Source organism: Thermococcus peptonophilus, from assembly GCF_001592435.1.
GTDB lineage: Archaea > Methanobacteriota_B > Thermococci > Thermococcales > Thermococcaceae > Thermococcus > Thermococcus peptonophilus.
Genome location: NZ_CP014750.1, coordinates 1,502,484 through 1,526,436 on the forward strand (window position 1 = coordinate 1,502,484; position 23,953 = coordinate 1,526,436).

Annotated in this window: 23 protein-coding genes; 10 read left to right on the top strand and 13 right to left on the bottom strand. The window is 51.3% G+C overall.

What is annotated here, in order from left to right:
- Positions 1-100 precede the first annotated feature (100 nt).
- Together malP and A0127_RS08130 are read right to left on the bottom strand one after the other, a co-directional pair.
- Positions 101-2,593: a maltodextrin phosphorylase gene (gene malP, locus A0127_RS08125; protein ID WP_062390215.1), complete on the bottom strand. Its 2,493-nt coding sequence runs from the start codon at positions 2,591-2,593 to the stop codon at positions 101-103.
- Positions 2,594-2,688: 95 nt separating this feature from the next.
- Complete coding sequence (locus A0127_RS08130; protein WP_062390217.1) at positions 2,689-4,560, bottom strand: phosphoenolpyruvate carboxykinase (GTP); 1,872 nt, start codon at positions 4,558-4,560, stop codon at positions 2,689-2,691.
- 154 nt (positions 4,561-4,714) lie between these two features.
- Between A0127_RS08130 and A0127_RS08135 the strand changes: the two genes are divergently transcribed.
- A complete protein-coding gene (locus A0127_RS08135; RefSeq protein ID WP_062390899.1) occupies positions 4,715-5,425 on the top strand; it encodes a phosphohexomutase domain-containing protein in 711 nt (236 codons plus the stop codon).
- 63 nt (positions 5,426-5,488) lie between these two features.
- A complete protein-coding gene (gene tmk, locus A0127_RS08140) occupies positions 5,489-6,106 on the top strand; it encodes a dTMP kinase (protein ID WP_062390219.1) in 618 nt (205 codons plus the stop codon).
- Between the two features lie 686 nt (positions 6,107-6,792).
- Here the strand turns inward: tmk and A0127_RS08145 are convergent.
- From A0127_RS08145 to A0127_RS08155, 3 genes are all read right to left on the bottom strand, one after another.
- Positions 6,793-7,662 carry an alpha/beta hydrolase gene (locus A0127_RS08145; protein WP_197463573.1) on the bottom strand — a complete coding sequence of 290 codons (870 nt, stop codon included), beginning with the start codon at positions 7,660-7,662 and terminating at the stop codon, positions 6,793-6,795.
- Complete coding sequence (locus A0127_RS08150; protein WP_062390223.1) at positions 7,662-8,993, bottom strand: MFS transporter; 1,332 nt, start codon at positions 8,991-8,993, stop codon at positions 7,662-7,664. Before A0127_RS08150 ends, A0127_RS08145 begins: the two co-directional genes overlap by 1 nt.
- Positions 8,994-9,126: 133 nt before the next feature.
- On the bottom strand, positions 9,127-10,491 hold the full coding sequence (locus A0127_RS08155; RefSeq protein ID WP_197463574.1) for an SLC45 family MFS transporter: 1,365 nt from the start codon (positions 10,489-10,491) through the stop codon (positions 9,127-9,129).
- 90 nt (positions 10,492-10,581) lie between these two features.
- Between A0127_RS08155 and A0127_RS08160 the strand changes: the two genes are divergently transcribed.
- The 6 genes from A0127_RS08160 (at position 10,582) to A0127_RS08185 (ending at position 16,825) form a co-directional block, all read left to right on the top strand.
- Positions 10,582-11,280 carry a glycerophosphodiester phosphodiesterase family protein gene (locus A0127_RS08160; protein ID WP_054841259.1) on the top strand — a complete coding sequence of 233 codons (699 nt, stop codon included), beginning with the start codon at positions 10,582-10,584 and terminating at the stop codon, positions 11,278-11,280.
- A gap of 16 nt (positions 11,281-11,296) precedes the next feature.
- Positions 11,297-12,043, top strand: coding sequence for a glycerophosphodiester phosphodiesterase family protein (locus A0127_RS08165; RefSeq protein ID WP_062390225.1), 747 nt, complete (start codon positions 11,297-11,299; stop codon positions 12,041-12,043).
- A 48-nt stretch (positions 12,044-12,091) separates the two neighbouring features.
- Positions 12,092-13,579 (top strand): glycerol kinase GlpK, encoded by a 1,488-nt coding sequence (glpK, locus tag A0127_RS08170; protein ID WP_062390903.1) that lies wholly within the window; start codon positions 12,092-12,094, stop codon positions 13,577-13,579.
- Positions 13,580-13,731: 152 nt separating this feature from the next.
- Positions 13,732-15,219 (top strand): NAD(P)/FAD-dependent oxidoreductase, encoded by a 1,488-nt coding sequence (locus A0127_RS08175; protein ID WP_062390228.1) that lies wholly within the window; start codon positions 13,732-13,734, stop codon positions 15,217-15,219.
- Complete coding sequence (locus A0127_RS08180; protein ID WP_197463607.1) at positions 15,219-16,484, top strand: NAD(P)/FAD-dependent oxidoreductase; 1,266 nt, start codon at positions 15,219-15,221, stop codon at positions 16,482-16,484. Before A0127_RS08175 ends, A0127_RS08180 begins: the two co-directional genes overlap by 1 nt.
- Positions 16,481-16,825: a DUF1667 domain-containing protein gene (locus A0127_RS08185; protein WP_062390230.1), complete on the top strand. Its 345-nt coding sequence runs from the start codon at positions 16,481-16,483 to the stop codon at positions 16,823-16,825. Before A0127_RS08180 ends, A0127_RS08185 begins: the two co-directional genes overlap by 4 nt.
- A gap of 6 nt (positions 16,826-16,831) precedes the next feature.
- Here A0127_RS08185 and A0127_RS08190 read toward each other — a convergent pair whose 3' ends face one another.
- From A0127_RS08190 to A0127_RS08210, 5 genes are all read right to left on the bottom strand, one after another.
- Positions 16,832-17,635: a hypothetical protein gene (locus tag A0127_RS08190; RefSeq protein WP_062390232.1), complete on the bottom strand. Its 804-nt coding sequence runs from the start codon at positions 17,633-17,635 to the stop codon at positions 16,832-16,834.
- Between the two features lie 166 nt (positions 17,636-17,801).
- Positions 17,802-18,464 (bottom strand): hypothetical protein, encoded by a 663-nt coding sequence (locus tag A0127_RS08195; protein ID WP_062390234.1) that lies wholly within the window; start codon positions 18,462-18,464, stop codon positions 17,802-17,804.
- 15 nt (positions 18,465-18,479) lie between these two features.
- A complete protein-coding gene (locus tag A0127_RS08200; protein ID WP_054841622.1) occupies positions 18,480-18,701 on the bottom strand; it encodes a hypothetical protein in 222 nt (73 codons plus the stop codon).
- Entirely contained in the window at positions 18,698-19,402 is a 705-nt protein-coding gene (locus A0127_RS08205) for a PrsW family intramembrane metalloprotease (protein ID WP_062390236.1), read from the bottom strand. Before A0127_RS08205 ends, A0127_RS08200 begins: the two co-directional genes overlap by 4 nt.
- Before the next feature lie 47 nt (positions 19,403-19,449).
- Positions 19,450-20,127 (bottom strand): metallophosphoesterase, encoded by a 678-nt coding sequence (locus A0127_RS08210; protein ID WP_062390238.1) that lies wholly within the window; start codon positions 20,125-20,127, stop codon positions 19,450-19,452.
- A 91-nt stretch (positions 20,128-20,218) separates the two neighbouring features.
- Between A0127_RS08210 and A0127_RS08215 the strand changes: the two genes are divergently transcribed.
- Positions 20,219-20,497 carry a hypothetical protein gene (locus tag A0127_RS08215; protein WP_062390241.1) on the top strand — a complete coding sequence of 93 codons (279 nt, stop codon included), beginning with the start codon at positions 20,219-20,221 and terminating at the stop codon, positions 20,495-20,497.
- Here A0127_RS08215 and A0127_RS08220 read toward each other — a convergent pair.
- The 3 genes from A0127_RS08220 to A0127_RS08230 are packed head-to-tail and all read right to left on the bottom strand — an operon-like array spanning position 20,484 to position 22,405.
- A complete protein-coding gene (locus A0127_RS08220; RefSeq protein ID WP_156471184.1) occupies positions 20,484-21,071 on the bottom strand; it encodes a hypothetical protein in 588 nt (195 codons plus the stop codon). The two genes, A0127_RS08215 and A0127_RS08220, sit on opposite strands and share 14 nt — an antisense overlap.
- A 36-nt stretch (positions 21,072-21,107) precedes the next feature.
- Positions 21,108-21,800 (bottom strand): HAD family hydrolase, encoded by a 693-nt coding sequence (locus tag A0127_RS08225; protein ID WP_062390244.1) that lies wholly within the window; start codon positions 21,798-21,800, stop codon positions 21,108-21,110.
- Entirely contained in the window at positions 21,797-22,405 is a 609-nt protein-coding gene (locus A0127_RS08230) for a DOMON domain-containing protein (RefSeq protein ID WP_082781412.1), read from the bottom strand. The genes A0127_RS08225 and A0127_RS08230 overlap by 4 nt, the downstream gene beginning before the upstream one ends.
- Before the next feature lie 189 nt (positions 22,406-22,594).
- Between A0127_RS08230 and gcvPA the strand changes: the two genes are divergently transcribed.
- Positions 22,595-23,953, top strand: a complete 1,359-nt coding sequence (gene gcvPA / locus A0127_RS08235) for an aminomethyl-transferring glycine dehydrogenase subunit GcvPA (protein WP_062390248.1) — start codon at positions 22,595-22,597, stop codon at positions 23,951-23,953.

The following is a 23,953-nucleotide window of genomic DNA, read 5'->3' on the forward strand; positions in this document are numbered from 1 at the left end:
TCCTTGTTAATTTTATGTCTTTAAGAACCTCTCGTGTTACTGAGTATTATTCTTGTTCCTGAAATCGAACAGATTGTTATGAATAGGAAAAATGGAATAATCAGTCAAGCCCCCTCCACTTAACTAGGCCCAACAGGAACCTGTGAGGAAGCTTTTCGTGGTGTGGATGGACCCTTACCGCGTAGTGCCAGCACGGGTCTCCAAGGTGCCTGAGGGCATTTCCTTCGTAGGTGTAGAGCCACTCGTTTTCTCCCACCTGTTCAGGATGCCTCAGCTCGACGATGTGAGGCTTTTCTATCTCGTAGCCCTGTGCCCTGACGCCGTAGTAGAGTTCAACCTCAACGTCTTCTGGCTTGAGACCGTCGAGGTAGACCCTTACCTTAAGCCTGTTGCCCTCTACCTTGGCGTCCATTATTTCCACATTGTCCCATGAAGAGGTAACCCTGTCCTTCCACGCCGCTATCTCCTTTGCACCGCTGTAGTTCTCCCTCGTGAGCCAGATGTAGTTGCTCATGGCCTTTGAGTAGAACCTGTCCATGTATTCCTTGACCATCCTGTGAGTACTGAAGCGCGGGGCTATGCTTTTTATGCTCTCCTTCATCATGTATATCCATCTTGCCTTGTTCTCGTAGTATGTCGGGATGACCTCCTCCTCAAGCAGAGTGTAGAGGCTCTCCGCGTCCTTCGGATCGTCCGCCTCTGTCTCCGGCTCGGTGGTCTCCTCACCGATGACCCAGCCGTTCTTTCCGTTGTAGCCCTCGACCCACCAGCCGTCGTAGATGCTGACGTTCAGGACACCGTTCAGCCCGGCCTTCATTCCGCTCGTCCCGCTGGCTTCCATTGGCCTGCGTGGGTTGTTGAGCCACACATCAACGCCAGCCACCATCAGCCTCGCGCTGCCCATGTCATAGTTCTCCATAACGAATATCTTACCCCTGAACTCGGGCATCTTGGAGACCTCGTAGACCCTCCTGAGGAACTCCTTTCCTCCCTCGTCCCTCGGGTGGGCCTTGCCGCCGAAGACAATGTAAACCGGCCTCTCGGGATTGTTTAAGATTTTCTTCAGCCTCTCAAGGTCAGTGAGGAGGAGGGTAGCGCGCTTGTAGGTTGCAAATCTTCTCGCAAAGCCTATTATGAGGGCGTTCTCGTCTATGTTTGGTATCGGGTCGTCTATCCCGAGCCTCTTGTTCCGTTCTATGGCCTTCCTCCTAAGGAGCTCTATGAACTCCCTCTTAGCTTGGAGATGGGCTTCCCAAAGCTCCTCGTCTGGAATTCTTTCAACAGCGTACCATATGCCCTCGATGTTTGTGTGCTCCCTCCAGACCCTACCGATGTACCTGTCAAAGAGCTTTCTCATTTCATTGTGTACCCAGGTCATGGTGTGGACGCCGTTCGTGATTCCCTCGATGGGTATCTCGTTGAGCGGAACGCCCGGCCAGAGGTCTTTCCACATCCTCTTGCTTACCTCGGCGTGGAGCTGGCTGACGCCGTTCACGTAGCTGGAGGTTCTTATGGCAAGGAGAGTCATGTTAAGCTGGTCGCCCTCCCTTCCGAGTTCGAGGAGCTCTTCTCTGCCCTCAAGGAACTTTGCGAGCCTCTTCTTCACTTCATCAATCGGGAATCTGTCGTGGCCGGCCGGAACCGGCGTGTGGGTTGTGAAGACTGTAGTTCCTCTCACGATGCTTAAGGCCTCAGTGAAAGTTAGGCCCTCTTCCATATACCAGGCCACCCTCTGGAGGTTCGCAAAGGCCGGGTGCCCCTCATTGAGGTGGATGACCCCCGGTTCAATTTCCAGGGCCTTAAGAAGCCTCATCCCACCGATTCCAAGGAGGATTTCCTGCTTTATCCTCTTGTCCATTTCGGCGTTGTAGAGGTAGTCGCAGATCGTCCTGTCGTCGGGGCTGTTCTCGGGGACGTCAGTGTCGAGGAGGTAGAGCTTCACCCTGCCGACGTTTACCTCGAAGGCCCTCGCATAGATAATCCTATCCTCAATCGGAACCTCGATGCGAAGCGGCTTTCCTTCCCTGTCGAGGACGGGCTTTATCGGCATCTCCTCGGGCTTGTACTCGGGGAATATCTCGACCTGCCTGCCGTCTTTGTCAATCTCCTGCCTGAAGTAGCCGTGCTTGTAGAGAAGGCCTATTGCTATGAACGGAAGCCCCAGGTCGCTCGCGGTCTTCACGTGGTCGCCGGCGAGGATTCCAAGGCCGCCGGAATAAATTGGCAGGCTCTTGCTTATTCCGTACTCCATACAGAGATAGACTATGGGCTTGTCCCATTTGGGGTAGTTCGTAGAGAACCAGGTTGAGTTTGGGTTCATGTAGGCGTGGAACTGATCCATAACCAGCTCGTAGAGGTTCATGAAGTCGTCATCGCGGACGAGCTCCTTAAAGCGCTCCTCCGGAGTGTCGAGAAGTAGCTTTACCGGGTTCTTGTACTCCCTCCAGTGCTCAGGGTCGATGTACTCCCAGAGCTTCGTGGCTCTCCTGTTCCAGCTCCACCAGTAGTTGTAGGCCAGATCGACGAGGTCTCCGAGCGGATACGGGAGCTTCTTCTTTATTTCATCCTCAACAGCATTGGAAACGTTTACCATAGCCATCACCTATGTATCATCTTTGGTGATACCAAATAGAAAAGGGACTTAAAAAGTCTTGCCGCTCGTCGAATGACGAAAAAAGGGAGAGAAGCTCACTCGCCCCCAAGGACAAAGGGGCTTATGTAGTCACCGTACTTTTCCCTGGCCTCAAGAAGCCTCTTCCTCTCCTCCTCAAGAACTTGGAAAAGCTCCTCGGGAACGTTGTCGAGCTTCTCGTATATCCCCTCAATTCTGTCTATCTTCGCCAGCAGCTCCGGAACCCTTATCTTGAACTGCCTCTCGTAGTCTTCTTTCGTGTACTCCTTGTTGAGTACGTCCTTGAACAGCTTGGCAAGGTCTTTGTACTTCGGGATGTAGCCGATTGGGGTCTTTATCGCATCAACGTCGCCGTGTACGCGGAGCTCCATCCACTTGAGCCAAACGGCTTTGTCGAGCTTGTGGTTGAGCCAGACTCCGTTCTCGCGGAGGAAGTAGTTGACTGCGAATATCTTCGGGGCCTTCTTGAGCTTCCTGCCGAACTCAAGGTAGTTCCTGAGGTAGTCCCCGAGGTGGACGCTCATGAAGTCGAGGATCGCCATCGGGTTGAAGACCCTAACTCCTTCCTTTCCGAGGGTTGCCGCAGTGGTCTCGCTCTCAAGGGAAGCACCCATTGTTATGACTCCGTGCTCCCAGCTGAACGCTTCTCTTACCGGAGGCCATGTGTCGGCATCTCTTCCGCCGAATATCATGCCGCCCACTTCAACGCCGCAGGGACTCTCGAGGGCTTCCATATCGACGTTCGGAAAGTGTTCGAGTGAAACGGTGAAGCGCGCGTTCTTGTGGCTCGGCGGTATCTCGTTGCCCTCAGCGTCTTTCTTTCCGCGCCACCACTTCCCGCTGTGGTTCTCGCCTTCGTCTGGGATCTCTACTCCCATGTCGTTCCAGTAGGGCTTTCCACCCTTGACGAGGACGTTGGAGAAGATTATCTCAACTGGGGAGTGGAGAACCTGCCAGATTATCGGGTCGTCCTCCGGGTTTACGCCCTGGATTATGCCGAAGACACCCTTCTCGACGTTCGCTCCTCTAGCAACTCCATTCACGGGCAGGATGAAAGTCAGGTCGTCGCCGACGATGTTCTCCCAGGGTATCATGGCGGTTGACGTTTTTCCGCACATGCTCGGGTAAGCACCTGTGAAGTAGGTCTTCCTGCCGTGCGGGCCGTTCACGCGCATCAGGAACATGTGCTCGCTCAACCAGCCCTCCTCAACGGCCCTCTTGATTGTGAGCCTGAAAGCAAGCTTCTTGAGGCCTATCGTGTTTCCGCCGTACTGGGTGTTGACGGAATAGACCGTCTCGTCTTCGAGGTCAATGTATATCCTACGCTTGTCAATGTTCTTGCTCGTCTTCCTCTCGTCTAGTTCACCAGCACTGTGAACGAACCTGAAGAAGTGCGCACTCCTGCCCAAGCGCTTGAACTCTTCGTAGCCCTTCCTGTAGAGGATGAACTCGGAATGGGCAACGTAGGCCGAATCGGTGAGCTGGACGGCTGGGATCGTGAATATCGAGTTTTTAGGCCCAAGGACGAAGAAGCACACAAAGAGTTCCTTTCCCTTCATTATCCCTTTCATCAGCTCGCGTATCTCCTTCAGGCCCTCTTCTCTGTCCTTGGTATTTATGTATGGGAGCTTCTTACCCCCAGGCAGAAGAATTGCAGTGTTTGCCTTGTCCCTTGCCTGGTCGTAGTAGTTGTCGAAGTGTACAGTATGGTTTGGCGTTTCCAGCATCTTTTCTTCGCCGTAGTAGAGGGCCTTCCAGCGGACGTACTGCTCGTCCTCGGGACTGTCAGTGCAAACGAAAACTTTATCGGGCTCGAGCCACTCAATCCAGTCCGCCAGAAACTCGTGGAGTTCCGGGTTGTCTATGGCCTTTATCTTTTCAAACTGTTCCTTATCAAGGAGCTTTTCAAGCCGTTCAAGAGCGTTCATGATACCGCCTCCAGAGGGGATGCCCCGATGTATTAAAATAGTTTGCCGGTAGGTTTAAGTACTCTGACGAATAAATACGGACATCGAAAGCTACCGATAACCTCAAAAATGGAGTAATTTTAAACACTCACGGTGATACATGGGGGTGAAAGAAGTGGAGCTATACTACTCTGAAAAATTCAACCCCGAAGAGCTTGCCCTTCTGGGAAGGGCCGTTGGTACCGTGGCCCAGGGGACAGTAATAGTCGGCAGGGACGGCAGGGCGATATCGAGGTATGGAAAGCGTGCCATGGTCGTTGGCATAGTCAGTACTGGCTCAACGATAATGGACGTGAGGCTCATCCCGCTTATAGCGCTAAAGGACTTTGCCCACAGCAAGGGTATGCCATTAGCTTACGTTTACTACCACGGGGGCGTTAGGGTTGAGGTAAACGGTCTGGACGTTGATGAAGTTGAGGCAATCCTGAAGAGCAGGAGCTTTATAGAGGCCCATCCGAATGATATAGGGGCTACGGTTTATTATCCAAACGCCCTTGACGACTTCCTTCACGACCTCTTCAAGCGCTACAACTTCAAGATCGGTGGAAAGGCCCTTGTGGACGCTATGAACACTCCTGCGGTGCTCTTCTTCCCGAGGCTCAGTGAGCACTTTGGCTTCGAAGTCGAGCTCATAAACGACATGATGACCAGCTACATCCCGCCGAAACCGAAGGAGGTCTTCCTCCACAAGCTGAACAAGGGCGACTACACCTTTGGACTGCGCTTCAGACCGGACGGAATAGCCGAGTTCTACAAGGACGGCGAAGAGAAGACGTTTGCAAGCATGTGGTCCCTCTTTGACTACCTCAAGAGGATCTTCAAGTGAGGGCGGCAGTTTTATAAGAGTTGCTCCTTCTCTACTATCTGTCCTATTTTGGGGGTGGCACTGGTGTTCATCGTACTCGAGGGAATAGACGGCGCCGGCAAGTCCACGCAGGCAAAACTCTTGGCAGAATGGTTCGAAAACAGGGGATACGATGTTGTTCTAACAAAAGAGCCAACAGATACTCCTTTTGGTAAGCTCATAAGGAGGCTCGTTCTTACGGGCGGTAAAGAAGGGATAATAGACGGGGCTAAAATAAGCCACGAGGCAGAGGCCCTTCTCTTCGCCGCCGACAGGGCCGAGCATGTTGACAAGCTGATAAAGCCTTCTCTTGAGGCTGGAAAGGTCGTCATATCCGATCGCTACTTCTATTCGTCCCTCGCATATCAGTGGGCGAGGGGTCTTGACCTTGAGTGGCTCATAGACCTCAACCGCTTTGCCGTAAAGCCTGACATAGTTTTTCTCCTTGATCTTCCAGTAAAGGAGAGCATGAACAGGATAAGGAGTCGGAAGGTAAAGAGCGAGTTCGACAAGATATTCGAGCTCCAAAGAAGGGTCAGGGAGAACTACCTAAAGCTGGCCGAGATGTTCCCTGAAATGAAGATAATCAACGCGATGGATGACGTTAAGACCGTCCACAATCAGATAATCGCGATCATTGAGACGCTCCTTGGAGAAAAGTGAGGGGTCGGCCAGTGCCAGTCTCTTCATCCAGCAGCTATCAGACCGGTAAACGCTCTTCATCCCCCGTCTTATTTTCCGGTTGCTTTTTAAAAGGTTCACTCCAACTCTTCTCGGCCGATGACGAGCGTTAGCCACGCTGAAGGGTGAGGAAAAGAGGGTTAGCCGAGGCCACAGTCCGTTCTTTCTAGGTTCTTCAGTTTTCATTTCCGTTTTAACCAAAAGAGGCCAAAGTACCTTGTTCTCCCATGTATGCCGGTTATCCTAGTCATGAAATGTCCCACAAAGGCGGCAATCAAGGTCACAATGATGAGCAGCGCTATGAAGAGTATTGCCTCCCCTTTGGTGAATCCCAGAACCATCAGGCCGCGAATTATTCCGCCAAAGAGAGCTAGGAAGAGGCCCCCCGAAAACTCCTAGTAAGAATAAGTTTGTACCCGTACCTTTCCATGAATAGGGCTAGATCCATGCCTCCCACCGTGGATATCTATGGTCTGGTTGTATTTAGGTTTTTTGCAAATAGTTTAAAAGTCATTAAGTTCTGCTAAAACCTTGTGATGGATATTAACAATCTGGCGTCTGAGCCATTTAACACCTTTGAATTCCACGGAACCGACACTGCAAAACGTGCCGTGGGTGTCTGAGTATAACAACGCTGGAAGGGTAGGGTGGAAATAAAGGAAGAAACCTCAGAGATACTTCCTGAGGAATTCCCTGACTTTTGCCTTCCACTCCTCGGGGTGGAACTTGAGGGTTCTGACGTGGGGTGCATCGGTAACCCAAAGCTCAACGTTCGGGTTGATCTTCCTGTTCCTCTCGTAGAACTCCTTGACTTCTTCAACCTTAACTAGGGGGTCTTTCTCTCCAGCTATGAGGAAGATAGGCTTCTTAACTCTGTCCGCGTACTCAATGGGATGTATCTCCTTTCCGCCGCTGAAGAGCTTCGTAAATGGCTTGACGAAGACGTAAAGCCACTCTGGAAGGTTAGCGAAGTACTTCAGGCCCCTTGCCCCGGTTTTGTCAAGGTCCATCGGAGGTGAGTCGGCAACGCCGCAGCAGACGTCTTCAATCTCAGCGAGCGACCTTATGGTGACCATTGCACCCATTGAGAATCCGATGAGTCCAATCTTGCCTGCCTTCTCCGGGTGGGTCTTCTTCAGCCACTCCACGGCGGCCTTGACGTCCAAGAGCTCTTTGTCGCCAACTGTTGTGTACTTCCCCCCGCTCTTTCCGTGGGCACGGAAGTCAAAGACGAGGACGTTGTAGCCTCCCTTCAGGAGGAACTCAACGGTCGGCTTCATGTAGAGGGGGTACCATCTGCTGGCGGTGTAACCGTGGAGCGGGATGACCGTTTTGTCGCTCCCGTTGTCAACCCACCAGCCGCTGAGCTTAACTCCATCTTCCGTTGTGAACTCGACATCTTCGTAGTCAAAGCCAAAGTCCTTCGGTGTCCAGTCTTCAACCAGCCTTGGAGGTTTGACCATCTTGTAGCCGACGAAGGCCACAAACGCGAGGAAAACAATGAGGACAAGAACAAAAATGAAAAGGAGCAATCCCATCACTCCTTCCCTCCCTCGACGTCGAGATTCTTCATCATCCACACCATTGGCAGTGCGAAGAGGACGAGGAGAGCACCTATCGGGAAGAGCACCCTGTAGTTCTCACCGGCTAAATCCACTATTGCCCCACCGATCGTTCCTGCTAGGAGTACCGGAAGGGAGCGGGTGGCCTCAAAGAAGCCGTAGTACCTGCCGGTAAAGGCCTCCCTCTCGAACTTGGTCAGGAGGTCGCCGATTACAGGGTATGATGCCGCCATGAGGATTCCCCAGCCTATGCCCGCTATTCCAAGGGTTATCGTTATCTGGGCCTTGGTCGTTATGAACCATCCCCATATCTGGGGGATTGCAAAGATGAGGCCGCCAAGGACTATGCTCAGCCTCCTGCCTAGCTTGTCGTAAATGATTCCCCCAGGAAGGGCGCCGATAAGCACTGTGACGTTGAAGAGCGCCATCAGGTATAGACCGAGGGAGGTTACCGCTTTGATGTTCTCTTCCGTTGCTGAACCGTAGAGTATGAATGCGAGGATTCCGTATAGGAAGACCGCTATGAACTCAAAGCTCATCCACCAGAGGGTCTGCGCCGCGTAGAACTTGAGGAAGTCCCTGTTCCTGACGATGCTCCAGAGGTACTCTCCAAGGCTCTCGTTCTCCTCGATGTCGGGTGCTTTAGGTTCTCTAACGATTAGGTAAACAAAGACCGCGGCACCTATGAGGAAGAACGCCGTGACGAGGAAGGGTATCTTGAGGTAGGGCGTCTGGGTGAGTGCCTTTATTCCCTCGCTCTCTCCGGTCATCGCCACGGCCTTAGCGATGAGGTAGCCGGCCAGCCCGAAGAGGAAGAGGTTGCCGGCCCACTCAAGCAGGGTTATCACACCGCTAGCTGTACCGCGCTTCCCGCTCTCGATGGTGTCGGGCATAAGGGCCCTGAACTGGGCCGTATAGAGGTGCATCGAGAGGTAGAACAACGCAAGAGTCAGGGCGAAGCCGAGCAGGGGGACGCCCATAGCGTAGGCGGTGTATATCATTATGGCCGCTATGCCCGCCAGAAGGCCTCCAATCATGATGAAAGGTCTTCTCCTTCCGTGCTTCGACTTGAGCGTATCGCTGTAATAGCCGAGGAGCGGTGGGACAAGTATTCCGATAAGCCCCTCAAGGGCCAGGATCGTGCCTTTAACAAACGCTGACTGGGTATAACTTGAGAGCAGCGGGAAAGACAGACCCTTGTTGAGTGCCCATCCAACGCTCCTGCTGAATCCGAGCAGGGCGAGACCAAGGACAAGGCCCCAGCTGAAGCCCTTCCTCACAACCTTTTGGCTCGATTCGGATTCCATGTTAACACCTCCTTAATTTTCGTTGTTCTACTAAATATAGCCAGACTAGACAAAATTCTGGTTGTTGTTACTTTTTACAATTTCGGGTTTGCGCACTAGGAGGTTTCCAAATAACAAAAGGGAAGGAGAGAATTCAGTCCATATCGGGGACGTACTCGTAAGCGTCCTCAGCACCTCCTTTGACGTCCCCCCGTCTGACGAACTGCATTGCTATCAATGCCAGCAGGAAGAACGCCACTGCAAACGGCAGGAGAGTTTCGTAGCCTATCAGATCCAGCAGTGCACCGGCGAAAGGCGGTGCTACCAGATTGGCTGCTTGGCTGAAGAAGTAGTACAACCCCGTGTATCCGCCGACCTTTTCGTTCACGGTCATGTCAACGACCATTGGGAGCGAGTTGACGTTCACCATGGCCCAGCCTATTCCGCCGAGGAAGAACAGGCCCATGAACCTCATGATAACGGGGTCTGTAAGGGCAACATCCTGCGGCTTGGATGTTTCACCGATGAAGAACGCTGCAAGGATTATTGCGATCACCGTGAGGAGGCCGAGGGTTATCGTTTTCCTCCTCCCTATCCTCGCCCCGAGGAACCCTACCGGTATTGCGAAGATCATGAAGCTGAGACTGAACATTCCCAGCATAAAGGCACCCGTGCTTTCTATTTTTCTGGTTATCTCGGTTTCAGGGGCTCCCACTGGGATTCCATAGAGGTGGTACTTGACGTAGCTGGTAAAGAACGTCTCAAGGGAGTTGAAGGCTATGAACCAGAAAAATATCGCTAGGAGAATCGCCATAAGGCTCTTCTCGTGGCTGGCAAAGACGTCCTTGAGGTTCTCCTTGAGCTCGCCGAAGCTCTTGTGGGATGTTTCAGACAGGAGCTCCATTATGTTTATCTTCTTGCCTGGAACGCGGTACTCTTCGGGCTCCGGGACAAAGAGCACAACCAGCAGGTTGGCCAGGAGCATTATAAGGGCGCCCGCATAGAAGGGGTAAGCGTAGTTCATATCGTAGAGCACTTTGCCGCCGAAGTAAGCTAGAAGGGCGCCGAGACCTCCCATGAAGTTGATTATGCCGTTAGCCTGGCTCCTCTTTTCGCTGGGGGTTATGTCTGGCATGAATGCAACAACCGGTGAGCGGAACAACGCCATGAAGAAGTTCATGAAGATTATCGTGCCCATGAAGAGAGCAAGGTTACCGTGTTCCCTCGCCACGGGAATGAGCGCGAACATCAGCGCCGCTGATGGCGCGCCAAGCAGGATGTACGGCTTTCTCCTTCCAAGCCTAGTCCGTGTCATGTCGCTGAGCGCACCCAGGAACGGCAGGAGCAGGACGGCGAAGAGGTTGTCTATCGTCATTATGAAGCCCGTTATCGTCCTGTTCATGTGGAAGGTGTCCTGCAGGAATATTGGGATGTAAGCGTTGTAGAGTGCCCATATTATGCTTATACCGAAGAAACCGAAACCGAGCAGGAATATTCTGCTGTATTTGAACTCCACCATTTTCATCCCCCCAGACGATAGAGGCTAGAGTAATCTCTAAAACTGTGGATAGAAGGGTTTTTAAGGCTTTTTTGAACATAATCGGGCAGGATGGAAGTGCTCACGTTAGGACACCGGGGCGTCAGGGGAAAGCTCGAAAATACCGTTCCAGCCTTCAAAAGGGCCCTTAGATGGGCGGACGGTGTTGAGATGGACGTCAGGGTTGCTGTAGATGGTAAGCTTGTAGTCCACCACGATGGGGGCTTCTGGAGCAATGGAAATTACTATCTGGTTTCTGAGCTGACGTTTAAAGATCTAAAGCGCCTTCACCCTCTTGGAAAGCTCGTTCCGAGCGTTAAGGAAGTGATCAGGAGTGTTTCGGGCTTTTTCGATTTTGATGTCAAAGAACCTGAAGCCGTTGAACCGCTTTTGAGCCTGGTTGAGAAGAACTCTCTTTTTGCATCCTCGGTGTTTTCAGCGGATAATCCTGATATTGTGAAGAAACTGATCTCTGAGTGTCCGGACTGCAGGGTGGGCTTCTCAATAACCGGTTATTCAAACGCTATTGTTCTCCCGACTTTGAGAGGTCTCTATTCCGTCCACGTCCCGATAGATGCAGTTTCATACGTTGGTTTCAGGAATCTGGTGGCGATTCTCCGGACTGCCCGAAAAAGAGGCCTTAAGATCTTCCTCTGGAACTACAGGATGGACGAGCTAACCTGGGTCCCAAGGTTTCTACCATTTGTTGATGCGGTCATCTCCGACGATCCAGCGAGGCTGAGAAAAGCTTTTATGAACGATGCGTATTGAACGCGAGGCGGTTGTTATGTGGGAGCGCGATAGGATTATCGTCCTCGGACACAGGGGGTACATGAGCGACTATCCCGAAAACACCCTTCTCTCCTTCAGGAAGGCGGTCGGGGCAGGTGCGGACGGCATAGAGCTGGACGTCTGGCTTACAAAGGACGGGCGCGTAGTGGTGATGCACGACGAGACCATAGACCGGACGAGTAACATGAAGGGCAGGCAGAAAGACATGACCCTCGAAGAACTCAAGAAAGCGGATGTTGGACAGGGTGAGAGAATCCCGACTCTTGAAGAGGTCTTTGAGGCCATTCCGAAGGATGCGCTTGTGAACGTTGAGGTGAAGGACAGAGACGCCGCCCGCGAGGTTGCTAAAATCGTCGCCGAGAACAACCCCGATAGGGTAATGATATCATCCTTCGATATAGATGCCCTCCGCGAGTACAGAAAGTACGACGATGAGACAACAATGGGCCTCCTCATAGACCGCGAGGAGGTAGTGCCTCTAATCCCGAAGCTCAAGGACGAGCTCAACCTCTGGTCGGTGAACGTCCCCATGGAAGCAATTCCCATAATCGGGCTTGAAAAAACCTTCCAGGCAATTCAGTGGGCCCGTTCTCTGGGCCTGAAGGTTGTCCTGTGGACTGAAAACGACGTTCTGTTTTACAAGGACGACAACCTCGCCAAGCTGAAGGGGCTCTTTGAAGTGGTCATAGCGAACGACGTGGTGAGGATGATAGAGTATCTCAAAAAGCTAGGACTTAGATGAGCAAGTCTAATAAGTCCCCTTTTCTCTATTCTCCTTAGGTGAGGCATGGTGGAGAAGTTCATACTTTCTCTCGATGAGGGCACAACTTCTGCCAGGGCGATAATCTTCGACAGGGAGAGCAACATCCACGGTATGGGCCAGTACGAGTTTCCACAGCACTATCCAAAGCCAGGATGGGTCGAGCACAACCCCGAGGAGATATGGGATGCCCAGATTCGGGCGATAAAGACCGCGATCGAGAAGGCTAAAATCGAGCCGAACCAGATAGCGGCGATAGGAGTTACCAACCAGCGCGAGACGACGCTCGTGTGGGACAAAGAAGGAAGGCCACTCTACAACGCAATAGTCTGGCAGTGCAGAAGAACAGCAGAGATGATAGAAGACATCAAGAGGGAATACGGGACGATGATCAAGGAGAAAACCGGTCTCGTTCCCGATGCCTACTTCTCTGCCTCAAAGCTCAAGTGGCTCCTCGACAATGTTCCAGGCCTTCGAGAAAAAGCTGAGAAGGGCGAGGTAATGTTTGGAACGGTTGATACTTTCCTTATCTATCGCCTTACTGGAGAGCACGTTACTGACTACTCCAACGCTTCAAGGACGATGCTCTTCAACATCAAAAAGCTCGAATGGGACGAGGAACTCCTTGAGCTCTTCAACATTCCTGAGAGCGTCCTTCCCGAGGTCAGGGAGTCGAGTGAGATCTACGGCTTCACGAAAAGGGAAATTCTCGGCGCTGAGATCCCGGTGAGCGGTGACGCTGGCGACCAGCAGGCGGCCCTCTTCGGCCAGGCGGCCTTCGAGACGGGAATGGTTAAGGCCACCTACGGGACGGGGAGCTTTATCTTGGCCAACACCGGCAAGATGGTCCGCTATTCCGAAAACCTTCTAACTACCATAGCATGGGGTCTTAACGGGAGGGTAAACTACGCCCTAGAGGGGAGCATCTTCGTTACAGGTGCCGCTGTCCAGTGGCTCAGAGACGGAATAAAGATAATCAAACACGCCTCAGAAACAGAGGAACTCGCTAAAAAACTCGCGAGTAACGAAGGTGTGTACTTTGTTCCCGCCTTTGTGGGTCTCGGTGCGCCTTACTGGGACCAGTTTGCCCGCGGTCTGATAATCGGAATAACTCGCGGCACTGGTAGGGAGCACCTCGCAAGGGCGACGCTTGAAGCCATAGCTTACCTTACTCGGGATGTTGTTGAGGAAATGGAGAAGCTTGTTGGGATTAAAGACCTGCGCGTTGACGGTGGGGCCACTAAGAACGACTTCCTCATGCAGTTCCAGGCAGACATCCTGAACAGGAGAGTCATCAGACCCGTCGTTAAGGAGACAACAGCCCTTGGAGCAGCTTACCTCGCCGGACTCGCAGTAGGTTACTGGGACAGTGTTGAGGAGATAGCCGAGCTGTGGAAAGCTGAGAAAGTGTTTGAGCCGAACATGGACGAAGAAACAAGGGAAAGGCTCTACCGCGGGTGGAAAGAAGCAGTGAAGAGGGCCAGGGGATGGGCAAAGGTCGTTGAAGCTACCTCCTGAATGTGCTAAGTTATTCATTGGAATGGTGTTCTCCTCTGTTCTTCCCTTTTGTGCCTGAAAACGTTCTTTAACCCTCTCTAAGTGAAACTAAAGGTTAAGGAAAGCTTTAAAACCTGAAAATCCGTTCCTCCTTTTAGTTTGGAGGTGTGAGCATGAAGACCAAGGTTGTCATCATCGGTGCTGGAATAAGTGGTGCTAGCATAGCGCGCGTCTTGAGCAAATACGAGAACCTTGAGGTTCATCTCATTGAGAAAGCCCCTGACGTCGGGTGGGGCGTGAGCAAGGCGAACACAGCTTTGATACATGGCGGCTACGACGATGACCCGGACAAGTACCCAATGAGGGCAAAGTTATGCATTAGGGGAAACCGTCTCTGGCACCAGTGGGTGAAGGAGCTCCAGATTCCCCACGTCTGGAACGGGGCTTTGATAGTTGCTACGAAGGAAGAGGACTTCGACGAGCTTGAGAAGCTTCTGGAGCGCGGACGGAGAAACGGTGTTCCCGAGATGCGTATTGTTGAGGGGGATGAGCTCTTCCGTCTCGAACCGGGCCTGACGAGGGAGGCAATAGGCGCCCTGTGGGTTCCAATAGTTGGGCAGATAAGCCCCATCCCGGCAGTTATAGCCCTTGTTGAGAATGCAGTTGAGAATGGTGTTAAAACCCACCTTGAGACAGAAGTTAGGGGCATAAAGGTTGAGAATGGTGAAGTTAAGGGCGTTGAGACAAACCACGGCTTCATTGAGGCAGACATTGTAATAAATGCCGCCGGTCTCTACGCCGACGAAATTGCCAGAATGGCTGGAATAGAGTACTTTGAGATACACCCGAGGAAGGGAGAGTATTACCTCTTTGACGACGATGTTCCGGGTCCGAGGAGGGTTCTCTTCCCAACACCGACGCCCATAAGCAAGGGAATAGTTGTTACCACTGAGATAAGCGGTCATTTAATGATAGGGCCAAACGCACAAGATTTGCCACCAGAGGAAAAGGACAACCTTGCCACGACGGAGGAAGGGCTTAGAGAAGTCTGGGAAGGTGCTAAAAAGCTCTGGCCAAACCTCCCGCCGAAGAGCAAGGTGATAAGGACTTTTGCAGGTTTGAGGCCTGAGCCCACCGGAGGAGACTTTATAATCAAGGCAGAAGAGATTTGGGGCTTCATAAACGTCGCGGGTATACGTTCGCCTGGTTTAACGAGCGCTCCCGCCATAGCCTACGAGGTCAGGGACATCATACAGCGCGACCTCGGGATAAAACTCGTTGAGAAAGAGAAGTGGAACCCATACAGGAAGGAGATAACGCACTTCTTCATGCTCCCACCGGAGAGAGCGAATGAGCTGATAAAGAAGAATCCCTCTTACGGAAAGATAGTGTGCAGGTGCAACAACGTCAGCGAGGGAGACATCCTTGAGGCCATTGAGAGGATGAAATTCATAGGCGTTAAGACTCCGAGCGTTGACTCCGTCAAGTTCAGGACTAAAGCAACAACCGGAACCTGCCAGGGAAGTTTCTGCAGGCCCAAGATCGTTCAGCTTTTGGCCAGGGAATACGGCGTCGAGCCCTGGAAGATAACCCTCAAGGGAAGGGGGAGCGAGATTGGGATAGGCGACGTTAAGACCTTCCTCAGGGGGGAGGACGCATGATGGAGCCGATGCCGCAGATACCAATTCTCTCCTATGACGTTGTTGTCATCGGCGGCGGGCCAGCGGGAATGGCGGCTGCCATAAAGGCGAGGGAACTTGGACTCAACGTTCTCCTCCTCGACGAGAACGATTATCTGGGCGGAATCCTCCCGCAGTGCATACACCCAGGCTTTGGCCTCCACTACTTCAAAGAGGAGCTTACAGGCCCGGAGTTCGCATCGAGACTTGCGAAGCGTCTCGTAGAGCTTGGCGTTGAGTACCGGACAGCGGCGAGAGTACTTGAGATAAAGAACTACTCCGACCTTGAGAAGGTGGTGATATTTACCTCGCCCACTGGAGTCTATCAGGTCTGGGCGAAGGCTATCATCTACGCTGCAGGCGCGAGAGAGAGACACGCCTTTGAAATCGGCATAGTCGGAGACCGTGTTGCTGGAATCTACACGGCTGGAGAGGCACAAACTCTCATGGACATCTACGGTGTCCTTCCCGGCAAAGAGATCGTCATCGTCGGCTCTGGCGACGTTGGCCTAATAATGGCGCGCCGCTTTGCCCTCGAAGGTGCGAAGGTAAAAGCAGTTGTTGAGCTTATGCCCTACCCCGGTGGTCTTGCGAGGAACGTGATGATACTGAGGGATTTCAACATCCCGCTTTACCTGAGCCACAAGGTAGTTGAAGTCCGCGGAAAGGGTAGAGTTCAGAGGGTCAAGGTAGTCAAGGTGGATGAGAACCTCAACGAAGTTCCCGGAAGCGAGTTCTGGATCGAGGCGGACACGCTCGTGATCTCAGCTGGATTAGTCCCGAACGTCAAGAAGCTCAAGAAGATTGGCGTCGAGATAGACCCAGCTACCGGTGGCCCGGTTGTGAACGACAGGCTCGAGACGACCGTTCCTGGAATTTTTGTTGCCGGAAACGCCCTTCTCATAAACGACCTCGTGGATTATGTTGCAGAACAGGGAGAGCTTGCTGCTGAAGGTGCCAAGGAGTTTATCGAAAACGGTGGGATCGAGAGCAAGAAGTGGGTGAAAGTTAAGAAGGGTCAGAACGTCCGGCTGATAGCTCCTCACTACCTCAGCGGCGACCACGATGTTTACCTGTACCTACGCGTTGCCAGGCCTATGGAGAACGTTGAGCTTAGGATTCCTGGGATTGGAAAGAAGCTTAGGCTCCCAGTTGTCAAACCCGCCGAGATGATACGGCTGAAGCTGAGGGCGAAGGAAATTCAGAAAGCCAGCGAAAAGCTCACCGTTGAGGTGGTGAGAGCATGATATACCGCTTTACTTGTATTGTCTGCCCCCTTGGATGCTCCATTGAAGTTGAGGTCGAGAACGGCGAGGTCAAAGAGGTCAGGGGATATAAGTGTCCTAGGGGAATGGAGTGGGCAGTTCAGGAGGTTATCAGTCCAAAAAGGGTTGTCATGACCGTCATTCCCGTTGAGGGGGGTGCTCTCCCTACGGTGAGCGTCAAAACTGCCGAGCCAGTTCCAAAGGAGAAGATCCCAGAGCTGATGAGGTTCTTGGCAAAGCTGAAGCTCAAGGCCCCTGTGAACGTTGGCCAGGTGGTTGCGGAGTGGGAGGGAATAAAAATAGTGGCCACGAGGGGGGCTTAACCCCTCTCATCCAAATACTTCCTCAAAGTTCCCAGCGCTTTTTATTCCCTCCGGAGTTGATATGTTGACGGGCCTGTTTATGTCCGAAAGGATCGTTGAATCGTGAATTACCTCGCGCACTGTTACAGGTTCTTGGGGGGATATATCAAAGGTTATTGTCAGGTTCATGTAGGTCTCAATAAACGTCGGAGTCCCATCGCTTCTGAAGTGGACTTCGACCCACCCAGTGTTCGTGTTGACCGTTATATTATCAGAGAGGGGACCCCACATTTCATTTAGGTATGCGCTCTGGTTAGTTGCATTGACGAATTCCCAGAACGTCACGTTAACGCGAAAGGCATACTCCTCGCCAAGCTTTTTGAACGTCACGTTTTTTTCTTGGAGGAGCTTTTCTATATAACCAACGTTTAGGGAACCTTTAGCTTTGTCATAGAGATCGTTGTTTGAGGGGACGAGGTACCACTTGCCGTCAATCTTAAAATATACATTGGAACCATTAGCGAAGTATGGCCAGTTCATGCTGATGTTCATTCCCATAGTGCGAGTGGTCACGCTCATATTGCCAACTTCAATGCCGGCACTTTTATTGAAGACTCCTCTCGCATTACCTGACATCATTACGTTGAGTGTCTTATTGGTGTTAGGGTCATATACATTCATGTTCATGGAGAAGCTTTCGTTGTAGTGGGCAGTCTCTATGTTCTGAATGGCCGTTAGTACCTTCTCCTTAGTTAGTCCTGCCTTTTCTCCAATGCATCCGCTTGCAATTGCCAACATCCCGAGGAGGAGTACTGCAATAATTTTTCTCATGTTGTTACCTCCTAAAGTTGTTGTCAAGAACACATAGAATAGATGTTTAAATACTTTTCGAAGTTTTTATTATAACATCCCGCCTGGTTTAAAATGTTGAACAGGGACACGGAAAAGAAACAAAAGAACTGGATTATTCATTGTGAGACAATAACAAAACAAACAATTACCTGAGTACCTTCTTAAACCATTCTGGTTTCCTGCACTCCTCTCTGATAATGGCGATAATTGTCCGCTTTTCAGTTTGTCTGCCCTGTGTTCCCACTTCCACGTTGAACATAAGTCTGGTGACTCTTTCACCATCCCAGAAGACTGTGACCGTACCGTTCATCTCGATGTTTAGGCTTGGGGGCACTGTTATATCAAAGGTATACGTAATGTTGTTCTTGCCCTTTTCTACAAGTTTCCCAGCCCCCACAGCTTGGAGGCCTATTTTAACGGGATCGACTGATAAAGACAGAGCCTTTCCATCCTTCGAGAGAGTTATGTTAACGTCCTTTGTTGTCTCGTTCGTTATGATGCGCTCCTTCAGCGTGTTGTTGATAATAACGGCGTACCAGTGCAGTCCGGAGCGCTGACCCTCGAAGTAGTACGTCCCATAAATTCTGCCTCCATTTATTGTGGACTCTGTGGTCTCGTTCCCGATGGTGGTGGTGATGTTTTCCTGATATGAATAGCAGTCTAGCCCCCCAAGGTATGCTAGAATTTGGGCTCTGGTGGTATCTATCTCGGGGGAGTGTTCTTTGGCTCTAGTAGTGGTGTAGAGATACCCTCCGAGGATCACTAAGCCGATTATGAGAACTGCTAGAACCACTCGTGAGCCTTTCATCCTGGATCACCCCTTTCATTCGCTGATCAGTGCCGCAAACTTCTGCAGGAATATTCTGAGGTCTGTTTTGAACGGCTCATCGGCCCGCTCCATTTCCTCGTTGATGAGTTCAATAAAGTTTTTTTCATCCGTAGACTCTTCCCACAGTTTTTCAACCAGTTCTTTAAGCCTGTCCCAGTATTCGACGTAAGGCCTCGCTTCAAATAGGGCATCATCCAGGATGTTCTTCCCTTTCATTGCATTCCCCTCCTGAATAGGTAGTACCAGATTTTGCTTCTCTCCTCTATTTCGGCCAGCATGAGGAAGTAGCGCAGTATAGCCGCGTTGAGCAGGATCAAGAATATCAGCACTATGTTGTATGCTGGAATTCTTGCACTCAGAAATGCAAAATAGTCCCAGATTGCGTGCAGGAGCATGGCTAAAGCTAGAAAGCTCCCCGTTGAATACGCTTTTCCCTCAGCCACCAGCCCATATCCTACACCGACTATGGCACTCCATGTGGCGTGAGCAAAGGGCGTTAGGAATGCCCTCGCTATTGTGACTCCTACTCCCCAGCCGAGTCCGTAAAGGAAGTTCTCCGTGGCGGCAAACCCAAGACCTGCCGCGACACCATAGACAAGCCCGTCCATAATGCCGTCCATCTGGCCTGCCGCGAAGGGATACCTTATTGCGAGTGCCTTTGCGGGCTCTTCAACAATTCCGGCCACTAGCGCGACGTAAAAGGCCGTTGTAGGCAGTATTGGCTTGATTATTCCCCCTACCGTGAGCACGCTCTCAAGGATGTATGCGATTCCCACCGATAGGGTGGCCCCGAGTAGAAACGTTGCCACTACGTATCTCTTCGGCTCGGGCTCATATCTGTCCTTGTGATAAAAGTACCAGAGTATGGCGAGCGCGGGGGCATAGGCGAAGAACGCGATATACGTTATAAGATTCATCTCCTCGACCTCCATTCTATTCTGAACTTCGGTGTTTAAACTTTTTGCTACAGCCTTTTTAGGGCTTCCTGCAGTTTTGATAGAGTTCCAAAGTCGAGAACTTCTTTATCCACCGGTACTAAAACCTTGAAGTCTTCCCGTCTGTACTTTAAGAAAGGAGACACAATCTCCCTCAGAACATCGTTGCCGTAGGCCCAGGGGCTGAACGCTGGCAGGGTTATTAGATGATTCCCCATTAAAAATATAGGCACTTTGATAACGGCTCCAACTTCGTCCCTCAGCCTTATTGCGGGGTGCTCGTGTCCTATTATGAAGTTTTTGCCTTCCACGAGTTTATGCCCGTGGACGAGCTTCCATTTCCCAATTTCAAGTTCATCCACGATCTCAACGCCAAGCTCCTTCAGCCAGAGAATGCCGACATCATGGTTGCCCCTCACGAGGACTACCTCAGATACCAGTGGAGATACCTCTTCGAGAAAAGCCCGGAGTTCTGTTTTTTCCCGCCACTCCGGAACAAAGGAGTGTTTGAAGTCTCCGTTTATTATTAACCTCTTCGGCTTTTCTCTCTCCAGGAGGTTTTTCAAGCTTTTCACAACGTCGTGGAAAACCCGGGGGAGGTAGAACCCTTCTTTGGCCATTGCGATTTCGTAGCCGAGATGAACGTCCGCTATGATAATGTTCTTCCCCAGCTTCAAGGCCTTCTCTGGGAGGGGTTTTGGTTTCATGATGAAAAGTTTGCGCTTTGGCTTTTAAGTTTTGTTAGGGAAACCGAAAAGGTTTTAAATTCTGACCAATAGTTCACACAGGTGAGTAAAGATGGCCTACATTGGGTTTGCTCGAAGTCCCCACAACCCGTCAAGAACCTACGAGATGATACTTGATGAACTGAAAAAGTTGGGGTTTAAAGTGATATTCTCAAAGCATCACTGGATGGGAGATGCCCCGTTTGGTCTTGTTATCGTGGAAACCAACAGAGGAGACGTCGCCATAAGATGGTCACTGGGTGATGAGTTTCGCCTTAAGCTAGAGGAAGTCGAAAAAGAAGACCATGACGAGTTTGTTGAAGATACTCTGGAGTACCTCAGCGGCGATTGACTAAATGGATTCCAGTCGAGTTTGTTATTTTCTCCAGTTCTTCGAGTGGCATCAGCATGTAGTTGTTGCTCAAAGAAGGAGCCTTATATCCAACGTACGAGCCATTTATGAACATCCAGTCGCCAATCTGGCGGAAGTATATGTATCCATCGTTTGTCGAAGTTGTTCCGACCCAGACGTCTATGGTTAGCGTGTTGGGGGGTTCTGTGAAGTTTGCAGTGAGATACCCATATGTCAGCTCTCCACTGCACTCGAACGAAGGCATTTCTTCCGAGGGGTTAATTACCCGGAATGCTTTAGAATCCATTTCATAAACAATAAGCTTCCCCGGAGGGGTGTAGTTGTAAACGTAAGCCACTGCACAGTCAGTTAGTATTCTGTCTTCAACTTTAAACTGCCACGTTCCGTTGGGGGCAGTGGTTCCGAGGTAAACGGCTGTTACATTTAGTCCTTCTGACTTTATGCTCTCGGATATCTTGTTTATCCAAGGAGTAGTTGATAAAACCATAATCACCACAAACAGCACCAGCAGGAGGACTACCACTTTGTTTTTCAAAGGATTGGTCATGGTCATCTCCCAAGTGACTAAGGAGAAAGAGAATAAAATACTTTATGCTTTTTCTTTGGCATTCTCTCTCCGTCTCTTGACGTTTTCAATCACATCGAACAGACTCCAAAGGTCCCTTATCACGTGGAGGTGCGGGATCAACGCCAGCACCTCCCTCTTTTTCTCCACAAATTTGGCGGTAAATGGGAAGTAGTACCAGACGTACTCGGTGTTCTCATCCCCATGGCCTATGAATCGCCAGGGCTTGTCGTCAACCCATATGAAGACCTCGTCCCCGTACTTCTTGCGGACAAGCCTGAACGCCTCGTCTATCGTCATGTCGTGACCGAAGACTATAATGTCGTCAAAGAGGTCGTAGATACCCATTGCCTTCAGCCTTCTGACCTTCATTCCGTCAATGAAGTCTTCAGCCGAGAAGGAGATTACAGTGTGGCCCTGTTCCTTGAGCTTCTTCAAAAGCGCCGGTGCGTCGTCAATTGGTCTGCTCAGTTTGGCTCTCTCCTCGAACCACCTCTCAAAGAACTTCGTCCTTAGGAAGAATGGTGGCTTGCTCTTCTTCTTGTGTTTCCCAAAGGTTGGCCGCTCGAACTGGAGCTCTATTTTGGTGAGTAGCTTTGCCCAGAGGGATTTTCCTGGGAGCCAGCGGTAGTGCTTTTCCAGAGCATGCCTGAACGCCTCTTCGATGCATGAGTACGTATCGGCGAGAGTCCCGTCGAAGTCGAAGGCGATTATCATTTCTCCCCCTCCAGCGTTACGTAAACGTGGCCTGCTTTTATGTGCATCGATTGAAAGTCATCTGTGGGTCCGTAAGCCCAGATGACCCTAAACGACTTTCCAGTGGGGATTGGATAGTCGTACTTGTCACCAGTATTCAACGGCCTTGAGAACTCCACAACGGTTCCGTTCTCGTCCTCGCGTCCACTGTAAGACAGTATGTCGTCGTATCCTCCCAGAAAAGTGTCGGGATTATGCGGTCCAGAGAAGCCGGCGGAGTACGAATCGCTGATTTCAACAGTCCCGTTGGGAAGAACGTAGGCTATTACTATGTCGGTGTTCTTCATTCCCGGCCCGCCGCCAAAGCCAATTGCAACCCACCCGTGAGTTTCAGCGGAAATTCCAACGTAGAGTATGTCGTTCTCAACGCGGAAGTGAAGGGACATTTCACCGAGATCCTTTTCTACTGTGTATTCGCCGTTGCTTATTTTGCCGTCGGGTACCCACTCTGTTAATCCTGTCTTGATGGAACTAACCTCTTCGGGAGTTCCAAGGCATCCCATGGAGAGGATTTGGCTCATCAGCGAGAGGAAGATCAAAACTGTGATAGACTCTCTTCTATTCATGGCATTTTAGAGGGCTTGGCCGCTTTAAAAGTTAACTCTCCTAGAACGTTTATAGCTGAGCTTGGACGGGTTTGATATTATCAACGTTCATTTATGTCCATACCTCTAATTCAGTCCATCAGGCCACAAAGCATATATTACTCTGAACCAACTCCCGATGAGCATCTAAAAGCTCAGAAGGTGGTAAGTATGGGCAAACACTACATTCCAAACTCGGCCCACAAAGAGGAGATGCTGAAGGAAATCGGCTTTTCCTCGATTGAAGATCTGTTCTTGGACGTCCCAAAAGGAATGGTCAAGGAGTTCAACCTTCCCGAAGGAAAGAGTGAGTATGAGGTTTTTACAGAGCTCAACGAAACGCTAAGCAAAAACAGGACAGTTCTCGAGATGCCGAGCTTCCTTGGAGCAGGAACATACTTCCACTACGTCCCGGCCCACGTGAAGTACCTCATCGAGAGGAGCGAGTTTTTGACGGCTTACACCCCATACCAGCCGGAGATAAGCCAGGGCATGCTTCAGGCGCTCTTTGAGTACCAGAGCCTCATAGCCGAGCTAGTCGGCCTTCCCATCGTCAACTCCTCGATGTACGACTGGGGAACGGCAATGGCGGAAGCTGCCTTAATGTCAGCCCGCGTGACAAAGAGAAACAAGTTCGTTGTCCCAAAGCACCTCAGCCCCGAGAAGAAGCTCGTTCTCAAGACCTACACAGCTGGCCCGGCCCTCGAGATAGTCGAAGTCCCCTGGGATGAGAGGGGTCAGATGGACATAGAGAAACTTAAAGAAGCGGTTGAGGGTGCTGCAGGCGTTTACGTAGAGATACCGAACTTCTTCGGCCTGCTTGAGGAAAACATAAGGGAAATTGGTGAGATAGCCCACGAGGCAGGTGCGCTCTTCATTGTCGGCGTTGACCCAACGATCCTTGGGATAGTGGAAGCACCGGGAGAACTCGGAGCCGATATCGTTGTCGGTGAAGCCGCCTACTTCGGAAGCCCGATGAACTTCGGTGGTCCGAGAGCCGGAATCTTTGCGGTCAAGAACGATAGGAAGCTGATAAGGCAGATGCCAGGAAGGATAATAGGTATGACCAAGGACGCGGATGGAAAGAGGGCATTCGTGATGACGCTCCAGACGAGGGAGCAGCACATAAGGCGCGCCAAAGCAACCTCAAATATCTGTTCTAACGAGGCCCTCGTTGCCGTTGCGGCAGCCATACACCTCGCCACGCTTGGCCCGAAGGGTGTTAAGGAACTTGGCGAGGTAATTCTCAAGAACACTGCTTACCTCAAGAAGCGCCTAGCTGAGGTCGGAGAGATCGTCTTTGATGGAATCAACTTCAAGGACGTGCCGGTCAAGTTTGAGATTCCGTACAGTGTAATCCACGAGAGGCTTCTTGAGAGGAACATCCACGGCGGTTACTACCTCGGAAAGCACTTCCCGGAGCTTGGGGAGACGGCACTCTTCGCCGCCACAGAGACCACAAGGAAGGAGTGGATTGAGGGCCTCGTTGATGCTCTCAGAGATAATCGGAGAGGCGGAGCTGTGAGGTGA

What these genes read in the sequence shown, in the direction of transcription:
- malP (WP_062390215.1), bottom strand. Translation starts at nt 2,593, where the DNA reads ATGGTAAACGTTTCCAATGCTGTTGAGGATGAAATAAAGAAGAAGCTC.
- A0127_RS08130 (WP_062390217.1), bottom strand. Translation starts at nt 4,560, where the DNA reads ATGAACGCTCTTGAACGGCTTGAAAAGCTCCTTGATAAGGAACAGTTT.
- A0127_RS08145 (WP_197463573.1), bottom strand. Translation starts at nt 7,662, where the DNA reads ATGGGATTGCTCCTTTTCATTTTTGTTCTTGTCCTCATTGTTTTCCTC.
- A0127_RS08150 (WP_062390223.1), bottom strand. Translation starts at nt 8,993, where the DNA reads ATGGAATCCGAATCGAGCCAAAAGGTTGTGAGGAAGGGCTTCAGCTGG.
- A0127_RS08155 (WP_197463574.1), bottom strand. Translation starts at nt 10,491, where the DNA reads ATGGTGGAGTTCAAATACAGCAGAATATTCCTGCTCGGTTTCGGTTTC.
- A0127_RS08160 (WP_054841259.1), top strand. Translation starts at nt 10,582, where the DNA reads ATGGAAGTGCTCACGTTAGGACACCGGGGCGTCAGGGGAAAGCTCGAA.
- A0127_RS08165 (WP_062390225.1), top strand. Translation starts at nt 11,297, where the DNA reads ATGTGGGAGCGCGATAGGATTATCGTCCTCGGACACAGGGGGTACATG.
- A0127_RS08175 (WP_062390228.1), top strand. Translation starts at nt 13,732, where the DNA reads ATGAAGACCAAGGTTGTCATCATCGGTGCTGGAATAAGTGGTGCTAGC.
- A0127_RS08180 (WP_197463607.1), top strand. Translation starts at nt 15,219, where the DNA reads ATGGAGCCGATGCCGCAGATACCAATTCTCTCCTATGACGTTGTTGTC.
- A0127_RS08185 (WP_062390230.1), top strand. Translation starts at nt 16,481, where the DNA reads ATGATATACCGCTTTACTTGTATTGTCTGCCCCCTTGGATGCTCCATT.
- A0127_RS08190 (WP_062390232.1), bottom strand. Translation starts at nt 17,635, where the DNA reads ATGAGAAAAATTATTGCAGTACTCCTCCTCGGGATGTTGGCAATTGCA.
- A0127_RS08195 (WP_062390234.1), bottom strand. Translation starts at nt 18,464, where the DNA reads ATGAAAGGCTCACGAGTGGTTCTAGCAGTTCTCATAATCGGCTTAGTG.
- A0127_RS08200 (WP_054841622.1), bottom strand. Translation starts at nt 18,701, where the DNA reads ATGAAAGGGAAGAACATCCTGGATGATGCCCTATTTGAAGCGAGGCCT.
- A0127_RS08205 (WP_062390236.1), bottom strand. Translation starts at nt 19,402, where the DNA reads ATGAATCTTATAACGTATATCGCGTTCTTCGCCTATGCCCCCGCGCTC.
- A0127_RS08210 (WP_062390238.1), bottom strand. Translation starts at nt 20,127, where the DNA reads ATGAAACCAAAACCCCTCCCAGAGAAGGCCTTGAAGCTGGGGAAGAAC.
- A0127_RS08215 (WP_062390241.1), top strand. Translation starts at nt 20,219, where the DNA reads ATGGCCTACATTGGGTTTGCTCGAAGTCCCCACAACCCGTCAAGAACC.
- A0127_RS08220 (WP_156471184.1), bottom strand. Translation starts at nt 21,071, where the DNA reads ATGACCATGACCAATCCTTTGAAAAACAAAGTGGTAGTCCTCCTGCTG.
- A0127_RS08225 (WP_062390244.1), bottom strand. Translation starts at nt 21,800, where the DNA reads ATGATAATCGCCTTCGACTTCGACGGGACTCTCGCCGATACGTACTCA.
- A0127_RS08230 (WP_082781412.1), bottom strand. Translation starts at nt 22,405, where the DNA reads ATGAATAGAAGAGAGTCTATCACAGTTTTGATCTTCCTCTCGCTGATG.
- gcvPA (WP_062390248.1), top strand. Translation starts at nt 22,595, where the DNA reads ATGGGCAAACACTACATTCCAAACTCGGCCCACAAAGAGGAGATGCTG.